Source organism: Runella sp. R5_40 (genome assembly GCF_057652295.1).
Genome location: NZ_JBYFCH010000009.1, coordinates 248,845 through 258,987 on the forward strand (window position 1 = coordinate 248,845; position 10,143 = coordinate 258,987).

Here is a 10,143-nt window from a genome sequence, read left to right on the forward strand (position 1 = left end):
TAGAGTCCCAGCTAAAACCTGGGGCTTTTCATCATAGGTTAAGTGTGAGAAAAGCCATTCGCATATAGCGAGTTGGCTTTTTTGTTTTAGAGGTTCTTCCGTATTTTTACACCCAACCAAATTCTACCATATACAACGTACAAACCCTAATCAACTCGTAATGAGGAAAATAAATACCTTACTATGGTGTCTTACCCTCTGGGCAGGGGTAACGCTCTCGTTCAAAAGTTTGGCCCAAGATGCCAACTACGAACGCGACTATAAACGTGCCGTAGCACTCTATAAAACAGGTGAATACAACCTCGCCATGGCTGATTTACTGCTGTTGACGGCCCGCAAATACCAACATGGTCTGGTTCCTTTTGCGCAGTACTATTACAGCTTGGCGGCCCTCAAAAACAACCGCCCCCTCGAAAGTCAACAGATGTTGCTCCAACTGAGGGAACGCTTTCCTGAATGGAAAAAAATGGACGAAGTCTCGTACCTACTCGCCGACTTATCGTTTCGGGATAAGCAGTACAACAAAGCACTCGAATATTTAGCCGAAATTACCAACGTTTCAGTCAAAAAGGACGTGGAGCCACTCAAACGCGTGTATATCAACCCCGTTCAAGATTTGGCGTTGCTAAAAAAACTCAATCAACAACATCCTTCCGATAAGATTGTAGCCCTTCGTTTGATTGATGTTATTCAACGAACTTCCAACGACAAAGCCGATTTAGAACTCTCCGATGACCTTACGAATCGTTTTGGTATTGCTCCCACCAAGCCTGCCAACGACGTGACGCCGATGAAAAAAAACACCAACAGTCAGTCAAAGGGATATTATAACATTGCGGTCATTCTACCATTTAAAGTAAAGGAGTTTTCACCCAACCAACGCGTTCGTAGCAATCAGTTTGCGTACGACATGTACGAAGGCATGAAACTCGCCAAAGCCAAGCTCCAGCAAGAGGGAATTTTGGTGAATATGTTTACGTACGACATAGGCAGCGACCCCGAAGACATGCTCAACGTGGTCAACAATACCAATTTTGCCCAAACCGACCTCATCGTTGGCCCCGTTTACAGCGAGCCCGCCAAATTGGCCGCCGATTTTGCCCAAAGCAATGGCATTTATTACGTGCACCCCACTTCGCTCGTAACCGACTTAAGTGCTACTTTCTCCAATACACTTTTGCTACAACCTTCTTTTGAACGTCAGGCGTCTCAGAGTTTTGATTATATGCGCTCGTTGCCCGCTGCTACCTCCAAAAAAGTAGCCATCTATTACGGCAGCTCTCGCCGCGACTCCACGTTGGCCGCAGCTTACCGCGCCAAAGCCACTGCTTCGGGCTATCAGGTGTCAGATTTTCGCCGCACCCGCGAAAAACTAGACAGCACTGCGACCATTTCGAGCGTAAACAAACCAGGGCACATTGCCGTTTTTAGTAGTAATGAAAACGATGGAAACAAACTATTGACTCTGATGGACAAACGCCATATCAACGTACCGTTACTTGCCAATTCTACGGCTTTTAACGTGGGCGGCGTCGGGGCAAACACATTTAATAGCAGCCCTGTTTATATCATTGATACTGAGTTTATTGACATTGCCAAAACTCAAGTCCGTGATTTTCAGAATCTGTATTTTTCAAAACGCAACACCGTTCCTTCCATTTATGCCTTGCAGGGGTACGACCTCGTGCTGTTTTTTGGGCGAATGCTCCACAAGTACCAAAACCAATTACGCAACGGGCTAGACGTTCGTTCGTACGACGACGATTATTTATTATCGGGTTTTAATTACCAACATTCCAACGACAACCAAGTTGTACCCATTATCCAAATCGACGATGCCAGGTGGGTGCGGGTCAACGCGCAGTAACGTTTATTAACTCAATTAATTTTTGCCAAATCAGCAATGCAAATCAATCAAAGTCAAGCACTTTTCGAAAAAGCCAAACAATACATCCCTGGTGGGGTCAACTCGCCCGTACGCGCCTTTCGTGCCGTAGGCGGTTCCCCTATTTTTATTAAATCGGCCAAGGGCCCGTACCTCTACGACGAAGACGGCAACCAATACCTCGAATGTATCAACTCTTGGGGGCCCATGATTTTGGGCCACGCCCACGAGCTCATCGAAAAAGCCGTGTCGGATGCAATTCAAAACTCGTTTTCGTTTGGCGCCCCTACCCGCAAAGAAGTCGAAATGGCGGAATTGATTATCAGCATGGTACCTTCGGTCGAAAAAGTACGGATGGTCAACTCGGGCACCGAAGCCACCATGTCGGCCATTCGGGTAGCGCGGGGATATACAGGTCGCGACAAAATCATCAAGTTTGAAGGCTGCTACCACGGCCACGGCGACAGCTTTTTGATTGCCGCAGGCAGTGGTGCCGTTACGATGGGCGTTCCTGATAGCCCAGGCGTTACCAAAGGCGTCGCCAACGACACCCTCACGGCACCTTTCAACGACCTCGCCGCCCTAACCACCCTCGTCGAAGCCAACAAAGGCCAAGTAGCGGCCTTGATTTTGGAACCCGTGGTTGGGAACATGGGCTGTGTATTGCCCAACGAAGGCTACCTCCAAGCCATCCGCGATTTGTGTACCAAAGAAGGCATCGTCCTCATTTTTGACGAAGTGATGACGGGCTTCCGCTTGGCCAAAGGCGGTGCGCAAGAGCGTTTTGGCATTATGCCCGACATGACGACGATGGGTAAAATCATCGGGGGTGGAATGCCCGTAGGTGCTTACGGTGGCAAGCGTGAAATCATGGACTGCGTATCGCCCGCAGGGCCTGTGTATCAAGCAGGGACGCTTTCTGGAAACCCCATTGCGATGTCGGCAGGATTGGCCATGTTGCGCTACCTCGACAGCCACCCCGAAGTATATACCCGCCTTGAAGAAGTGGGTAGCACCATCAAAAACGGGTTTAACGCCTCACTCCAAAAGCTGGGTCTCAACTACACCATTAACCAAATCGGGTCGATGTTTACGTTGTTTATGACCGACCAGCCCGTGACCGATTTTAACTCCGCTAAAACGGCTGATTTGGCCTTGTTTGGACGGTATTTTCAAGCCATGTTGAAGCGCGGCATTTACCTTGCTCCTTCGCAGTTTGAAAGCCTGTTTTTCTCATACGCGCTTGAAGACCAGCACGTTCAGCAGTTGATTGAGACCAACGAAGAAGCATTGAAAGAAGTCATATAACTTCCCATTGAGATACCCCACGAGCGCAGAAATGACTGTGCTCGTGGGAGTTTTTAGTCTTCCAATAAATGTACCCTAACGGGGCGTAAAGTACGACTAGATGTAAAAGGTGACAATTCCATTTCGCCTTCCAGAACAACACGTCGATTTTCTTGGTCAAGTTCTACCTCGTACTGCCCTCTAAAAAAGAGGCGAAGATTTTTGTACAATGCCTCGTCGCAGCAGGGTTCATTGAAAAATACTTGGTTGGGGCTATTTATGACGTAAGCCGCCGTAGCCAATGTCTGGTTATCAAAACGATACGTAACTTCAGCGCGGTAGTTTGCTTTCCCCTTTTTAAACTCCACAAAACTCGCATTGTAGTACTTGACAGAGTCATTCTCTGCCGTATTTCTTCCTAAAAATTCAATACGCTGTATTTGCCAGCGCCCTTGCAACGCGCTCTGGGTCAAATCAGGTTCTCTTTGACAACATAGCAGCAGTGTGCATAACAAAATAGAAAGGATGGTTTTCATAAAAATATATTTGATTTTTACTTTAGCGCCTCAAAACAAAAACTCGGTTATTACTTCCATCTATTTATTCAACAATAAATCCAAAATGGTTTTGTCGATAGGAAGGCAAAAGAGGATAGATGACCCCTATCTGATTGTTTGTTGATTTTATGTTAACCTGTGCATTGAAATAGGGACTCCCAAGCATACAGACCCCTTTAGGAAGTTTCCATGCTTTAATTTCATCAAAGTTACTTAGCAATTCATATTGGCCTTTCTTTTTAGCAATGTATTGGAGTTCCAACTGCCAAACGCCATTTTTTAACTCACAATCAAAATGGTAAGCATTGTTTCGTTTTCCCTTTAGAACCCGCATTGTAAAGTATTGGTCAAAAACACGAGCAATAGTCGTGTCAGTAGCAAAAGGGTTATTTTTTTTATAAGTAGTATCGGGAATCAACCAAACCTTAATCCACAGAGCTACTTGTTCGCTAACTTTTACATTTTCTCTCGTAAGTGAATCATAGACATGTTGATTTATAGCCAAGTTCACGTACACTGTATCTCCAATATGAAGTTTCGGTTTAGTGGTCTTTACGTTGAGGTCAAAACTGCCCAGTTTATACGCTTGCGGAATACGGCTACTGCAAGGAAAAACGTTTCTCCAAAACTCATCTAATCGGCAAGAAACTAGAGACAGCATTACCCCCATGATAATAATAACCTTACAAACAATCTTCCTGATTACCATACCTTAGTATAATTATAAATTTCTATTTTCTTTTTACTTTATCGCCTCAAAACAATACGTATGGTAGCCCGTACGCGTAAAAATTCGCCCTTTTTCACTGTCTTTCCCTGGTAAGCCCGTCACAAACACCCAGAATCCTCCATCTAATTTATTGGGTGTATCTGAGGGAATATCCCATAGCAACTTGGTGGTTTTCAATTCCCGTGCACGAAGATTACCTTTCGCCAAATAATACAAAATCCCTTGATCGTAATACGAACTTGTATAGTCTAATGTCTCGTTGCCCAGTTTCCAAATTTGTTCTCCCGTATCGGCATCTACGCAGTAAAGCGTACTCATACTATCATACAAAACCATGTAGCGGTTTTCAAATATACCTTGTATTTCCGCAAAACTTGGTAGCACTTTAGTCCATACTCGCTCGCCTGTTCGCCAGTGATGGCAAACCACTTCATTACTCGTAATCGTGTACATCTTATCTCCTCGCAAACGAACCGCACCATTCCTAATGCCATCTTTACGCTCACCCCACAAAGGCTTACGGTCATAGACCCACTTTTTCACTGATAAATTATACAAAGACAGATACGCTTCTTGTTCTGGACTTTGAGGTCCTAACTCACTGTAGGTAATCAATAATAAAGTATCTTTACCTTCCACCAGCGGTCGAATATCATTTACAAAGCCCACATCAGATTTAGTAATTCCCTCTCGGATGTATTTTCGGCTATAACGCGGTGTCAATATTTGCTCTTCCTTACCCGTGCGAATGTCTCCTCGATAAATGGATTGTTCCCAAATACTTTTATCGTATAAATCTATAGGTGTGCCAAAAGTAAAATAGTGCGCCCCTAAGCCATAGCATAAGCCTATCCCTGAGTAGTCTGTTGTTTTTTTCCAAATAGTCGTACCTGTCTCCGCATTGATACAATAAGTGCGCGGGCCTGTATGGTATAATAAGAATTGATCCTGTTGATAGACCGTTGCGCCTTGGTAGTCAAGTAATGATAACTTTTCTCCAGATTTAATTAAATCTTTCCACTGCCACTGAGCAGCGCCATCTTTAACATTTAATAATGACAATTTAAACTCAAAATTAGCAGGGATGTCAGCAAATCCATCTAAGAGATTAGCATTAACAAATTTACCAAACCTGGGGCCAGAGCCTGGGTTTCTTGGGTCTGAGTTATTGATAGTTTTCCAAATTGGCTTTTTTTGAAAAACCACCCCGTTGTCATCTACCTTCTCCAGCCACTTATCTTTCTGACAGGCGGTAAGCATAGCCGTTCCCAAAAGAACGGCTATGGTATAAAAAATATGTTTACTTATATTCATCGCATCGGAATAGAAAATGCAGTAGTTGCCTGACTTTGTCCATCAAAAGCTCGATTCAATTCCTCTCGCGACCGATTACTTCGTCTCATCTCCTGATGATTATTACCCGCTAGTTCTCGTATTTCAGCATTGGATGCCCAAGCTGTGTTTTCCGCAATCTGTGAGCGGCGCGGTACGAGGCCATCGGTTTGGTCACGAGCAAACATCGTTACGTCGTGCCTTGGCTCAACATTAGACCAAGCCCTCACAAAGGCGTTGATGGCGTGGTTAGGAAAGGTATTAACTACTGACATTTATAGCTGTTTTAAGGTACTGATTTTAGACAAACACTTCATTTTCAAGCCTTTTACAGGCTTATTTTACAAGTTATATTCTCAAAAGCAGGGTAAAACAGGGCAATTGTCAGCAATGTAAAAGCTTTCTTAGTCAAACGCAACTAATAGTTTCCCTTTTGAGTAAACGGTAAAAAAATGTCGCCTTTTTTCAAAACCTACTGCCGAAAGTGTAGTTTTGAACAATAGAACAATTACACGATTTGTCTTATGCCCAAACGCATTATTTATTGGTTCCGAAACGATTTACGTTTACACGATAACGAAGGCTTTTTCAAAGCAACCCAAGACGCCGAAGAGGTGATTCCTGTCTTTGTCTTTGATACACGCCAATTTCAGCAACTCGACCACCTTGGTTTTCCTAAAACGGGGACGTTTCGCGCCAAATTCCTGCTCGAATCCGTCCAAAACTTACAAGATAACCTCCGCAAAAAAGGCGGTAACTTGGTCATTCGTACGGGAAAGCCTGAGGTTGTCCTGAGTGAATTGGCCCGTGAATACGCCGCCGAGGCCATTTATACCAGCAAGGAAGCCGCCCAAGAAGAAGCTGACATCGAAACGGCGCTTTCCAAAAAGCTCAAGGTTGATAACATTGAGTTTGAGGTTTTTTGGCAATCTACCCTGTATCACCCCCGCGACCTGCCGTTTTGGGTTTCGCGCATTCCTGACACCTTTACGGAGTTTCGCAAAGCCGTTGAAAAACTAACCAAAATACGCCCGACCTTTGCCACACCTACAGTCGTTCGCCTTCCTGAAGGAATTGAAATTGGCAAAATCCCCGAAATATACGAGCTGATTCTTTTTTCCAGCCTTCCCGTTTCGGATGCCCGTGGGGTGCTTCCTTTTCACGGAGGAGAAACGGAGGGATTACGGCGTTTGAAAAATTATTTTTGGGATACCGACCACCTCAAAGTTTATAAAGAAACCCGCAACGGCTTGCTTGGCGAAGACTATTCGTCCAAATTTTCGGCTTGGTTGGCCTATGGTTGCGTTTCGCCCCGCTACATCTACGAAGAAGTAAAACGCTACGAAGCCCAGCGCGGCGCCAACGAATCGACTTACTGGCTCGTTTTTGAGTTACTTTGGCGTGATTATTTCCGTTTTATTACCCTAAAATTTGGCTCTCGTATCTTCAAAGTTTCGGGTATTCAGCACAATATTTTGCAAAAATGGGAAAATAACCACGAGCTTTTCCAACAATGGATAAACGGAAAAACGGGCGTACCTTTTGTAGATGCCAACATGCGTGAGTTGCAATTGACAGGCTTTATGTCGAACCGTGGACGCCAAAACGTGGCTAGTTTTTTGGCCAAAGATTTACACCTAAACTGGACGTGGGGAGCGGCTTATTTTGAAAGCCAACTCATTGATTATGATGTGTGTAGCAACTGGGGAAACTGGAATTATGTGGCTGGCGTAGGCAACGACCCGCGCGAAAATCGCTACTTCAACATCCATACCCAAGCCACTCGCTACGACGAACAAGGCGAGTATGTCAAGACGTGGCTACCGCAGCTTGCCAATGTACCCGCAACCAAGATTCACCAAGTATGGAACCTTAGCCCTGCCGAACAAAAAACTTTTGGGGTGCAGCTCGGCAATGATTACCCCAAACCCATCGTTAATGGCAACAAATGGTTAAAACGATGAAAATCAAGCACTATCTACTCAGCACCGCTCTCTGTATTTCGGCAGCCGCTTACTCGCAAGATTTTATTCCTGCGTACGACCGTTTTTCGGGCAAAGAAACTTCTTATCTAACCCTCGAAGACGGCACCAAAATTGAAGGCACGCTCGAAGACCTCGACCGCCGCAAAGGCTTAATCGAAGAAGTAACGATTAAAGATACCAACGGCAAAAAATGGAAATTTACACCCGACAAAATCAAGTCGATGTACTTGATGCCCAGCGGCTTCTCTAAATTTTCGACCAACATGGACGTGGGCACCAAAGTCAAAAAATGGGACGCTACCTACATCGACAGCGAAATCATCAAAAAAGGGTACGCCTATTTTGAGAAAGCCAACGTAGCCGTCAAAAAAGAACCCGAAATGCTCTTGATGCAGCTGCTTAACCCAGGTTTTAACAGCAAAATCAAGGTATTTCACGACCCTTTTGCCGCCGAAACCATGCGCGTAGGGTTTGGTGGTATGACCATGGCGGGCGGCGACGATAAGTCGTACTACGTTCAGCTAGGTGATAATGTAGCCAAAAAACTCAAAAAGAAAGACTACGACGACGAATATAAAGTCCTTTATTCGAGCTGTCCAACACTCTTAAAAAAGGTAGGTGAAAAGGTACGCTGGACGGAATTTTCTAAAAACGTGTATGAATATACGTTTGAGTGTCAGTAGACAAGTAAAGGGTAAAATACAAAGTTGCAAATGGCAATCATTTGAGTATTTTCACGAATAAACAGCCAATTCTAAAATCAGATTTTAGAATTGGCTGTTTATTTTGTCATAAATCACTCAAGAAAATCCGTTTACCCCGCTAACTTTGGGGCAAACGGATTCCAACAAACAAGAACGTTATATTCCAAAAGATGACAAACTACATCGAAGCCAACAAAAATAGATTTTTGAGCGAGTTGCTCGACTTGCTCCGCATTCCATCGGTCAGTGCCGACCCCAAATTCAAAGACGATGTGCGCCGCTGTGCCGAAGCGGTCAAAGATGCCATTCTGAAAGCAGGGGCTGACCTTGCCGAAATTCACGAAACCCCTGGTCACCCAGTCGTTTATGGTGAAAAAATCATTGACCCCGCGCTCCCAACCGTGCTCATCTATGGCCACTACGACGTGCAGCCTGCCGACCCTTATGAACTTTGGGATTCGCCGCCGTTTGAGCCTGTTATCAAAAACGAGCGGATTTATGCCCGTGGTGCTTGCGACGACAAAGGACAGTTTTACATGCACATCAAAGCCCTCGAAACGATGGTCGCAACGGGCACGCTGACTTGCAACGTCAAAATTATGATTGAGGGAGAAGAAGAAGTGGGCTCTGACCACCTCGGAACGTTTGTGAGAGAAAACAAAGAGAAACTCAAAGCCGACGTTATCCTGATTTCTGACACCAGCATCATTGCCAACGATACCCCTTCGATTGAAGTAGGTTTGCGCGGGCTAACGTACCTCGAAGTAGAAGTAACGGGTGCCAATCGCGACCTCCACTCGGGCGTGTATGGTGGTGCCGTAGCCAACCCTATTAATGTATTGTGCGAAATGATTGCGTCGTTGAAAGACGAGAACAATCACATTACGATTCCTGGGTTTTATGACAAAGTACAAGAACTAAGCGCCGACCAGCGCACCGCGCTCAACGAAGCTCCGTTTGATTTGGACGAGTACAAGCGTGACTTGGCCATCGACGAAATTGAAGGCGAAACGGGATATACCACCATCGAGCGTACGGGCATCCGTCCTACCCTTGATGTAAATGGAATTTGGGGCGGATACATTGGCGAAGGAGCCAAAACGGTGTTGCCTTCTAAAGCCTACGCCAAAATCAGTATGCGCCTCGTACCCGACCAACATAACGACGAAATTTTGGACCTTTTCACCCAACATTTCTTGTCGATTGCTCCGCCGTCGGTCAAAGTTGTGGTAAAACCCCACCACGGTGGCCTTCCGTACGTTACCCCCGTTGACTCGGTTGAATACCGTGCTGCTGAGCTTGCCATGAAAGAAGCATGGGGTGGCAAGCAACCTGTGCCTACGCGCGGCGGCGGAAGTATTCCGATTGTGGCGTTGTTTGAACAAGAGCTTGGCTTAAAGTCTATTTTGATGGGCTTTGGGCTTGACATTGACGCCCTTCACTCGCCCAATGAAAGCTACGGTTTGTTCAATTTTTACAAAGGCATTGAAACCATCCCGTTATTTTTCAAGCATTATGCTGAATTGAAACGGTAATTGACGCCAATAATTCTCGCTGACACTACGGGTAGGGTTTCTTAAATGAAGTAGGTTAAACGCACTTAGCCTAGGAGTTTTAGAAAGAAAGTGTTAGGCAGTATTTTTGTGGATGGACTGGAAAAAGA

The 10,143-nt window shown here is 45.2% G+C and carries 9 protein-coding genes; 5 read left to right on the forward strand and 4 right to left on the reverse strand.

Annotation, left to right across the window (positions count from 1 at the left end; translation table 11 throughout):
* Positions 1–160: 160 nt before the first annotated feature.
* Together AC23N5_RS17625 and hemL are read left to right on the forward strand one after the other, a co-directional pair.
* Positions 161–1,867, forward strand: a complete 1,707-nt coding sequence (locus AC23N5_RS17625; RefSeq protein ID WP_487756596.1) for an ABC transporter substrate-binding protein — start codon at positions 161–163, stop codon at positions 1,865–1,867.
* 36 nt (positions 1,868–1,903) lie between these two features.
* Positions 1,904–3,193, forward strand: coding sequence for a glutamate-1-semialdehyde 2,1-aminomutase (hemL, locus tag AC23N5_RS17630; protein ID WP_183974062.1), 1,290 nt, complete (start codon positions 1,904–1,906; stop codon positions 3,191–3,193).
* Between the two features lie 53 nt (positions 3,194–3,246).
* On the opposite strand, the gene AC23N5_RS17635 is transcribed toward hemL, so the two are convergent.
* From AC23N5_RS17635 to AC23N5_RS17650, 4 genes are all read right to left on the reverse strand, one after another.
* Positions 3,247–3,708, reverse strand: coding sequence for a hypothetical protein (locus tag AC23N5_RS17635; protein WP_487756597.1), 462 nt, complete (start codon positions 3,706–3,708; stop codon positions 3,247–3,249).
* Positions 3,709–3,772: 64 nt separating this feature from the next.
* On the reverse strand, positions 3,773–4,438 hold the full coding sequence (locus AC23N5_RS17640) for a hypothetical protein (RefSeq protein WP_487756598.1): 666 nt from the start codon (positions 4,436–4,438) through the stop codon (positions 3,773–3,775).
* Positions 4,439–4,471: 33 nt separating this feature from the next.
* On the reverse strand, positions 4,472–5,773 hold the full coding sequence (locus AC23N5_RS17645) for an outer membrane protein assembly factor BamB family protein (RefSeq protein WP_487756599.1): 1,302 nt from the start codon (positions 5,771–5,773) through the stop codon (positions 4,472–4,474).
* Positions 5,770–6,066: a hypothetical protein gene (locus AC23N5_RS17650; RefSeq protein WP_183974056.1), complete on the reverse strand. Its 297-nt coding sequence runs from the start codon at positions 6,064–6,066 to the stop codon at positions 5,770–5,772. Before AC23N5_RS17650 ends, AC23N5_RS17645 begins: the two co-directional genes overlap by 4 nt.
* A 249-nt stretch (positions 6,067–6,315) precedes the next feature.
* Here AC23N5_RS17650 and AC23N5_RS17655 point away from each other — a divergent pair, with 249 nt between their 5' ends.
* The 3 genes from AC23N5_RS17655 to AC23N5_RS17665 all read left to right on the forward strand — a co-directional run bounded on the left by AC23N5_RS17655 (position 6,316) and on the right by AC23N5_RS17665 (position 10,015).
* On the forward strand, positions 6,316–7,755 hold the full coding sequence (locus AC23N5_RS17655; RefSeq protein WP_487756600.1) for a DASH family cryptochrome: 1,440 nt from the start codon (positions 6,316–6,318) through the stop codon (positions 7,753–7,755).
* The gene (locus tag AC23N5_RS17660; RefSeq protein WP_487756601.1) at positions 7,752–8,459 is read left to right on the forward strand and encodes a hypothetical protein; all 708 of its coding nucleotides are present in this window, start codon (positions 7,752–7,754) and stop codon (positions 8,457–8,459) included. Before AC23N5_RS17655 ends, AC23N5_RS17660 begins: the two co-directional genes overlap by 4 nt.
* A 191-nt stretch (positions 8,460–8,650) precedes the next feature.
* Entirely contained in the window at positions 8,651–10,015 is a 1,365-nt protein-coding gene (locus AC23N5_RS17665; protein ID WP_183974050.1) for a dipeptidase, read from the forward strand.
* Positions 10,016–10,143 lie beyond the last annotated feature (128 nt).

Excerpts from the sequence above, each read along its gene's own strand:
- AC23N5_RS17625 (WP_487756596.1), top strand. The coding sequence starts at position 161 with ATGAGGAAAATAAATACCTTACTATGGTGTCTTACCCTCTGGGCAGGG.
- hemL (WP_183974062.1), top strand. The coding sequence starts at position 1,904 with ATGCAAATCAATCAAAGTCAAGCACTTTTCGAAAAAGCCAAACAATAC.
- AC23N5_RS17635 (WP_487756597.1), bottom strand. The coding sequence starts at position 3,708 with ATGAAAACCATCCTTTCTATTTTGTTATGCACACTGCTGCTATGTTGT.
- AC23N5_RS17640 (WP_487756598.1), bottom strand. The coding sequence starts at position 4,438 with ATGGTAATCAGGAAGATTGTTTGTAAGGTTATTATTATCATGGGGGTA.
- AC23N5_RS17645 (WP_487756599.1), bottom strand. The coding sequence starts at position 5,773 with ATGAATATAAGTAAACATATTTTTTATACCATAGCCGTTCTTTTGGGA.
- AC23N5_RS17650 (WP_183974056.1), bottom strand. The coding sequence starts at position 6,066 with ATGTCAGTAGTTAATACCTTTCCTAACCACGCCATCAACGCCTTTGTG.
- AC23N5_RS17655 (WP_487756600.1), top strand. The coding sequence starts at position 6,316 with ATGCCCAAACGCATTATTTATTGGTTCCGAAACGATTTACGTTTACAC.
- AC23N5_RS17660 (WP_487756601.1), top strand. The coding sequence starts at position 7,752 with ATGAAAATCAAGCACTATCTACTCAGCACCGCTCTCTGTATTTCGGCA.
- AC23N5_RS17665 (WP_183974050.1), top strand. The coding sequence starts at position 8,651 with ATGACAAACTACATCGAAGCCAACAAAAATAGATTTTTGAGCGAGTTG.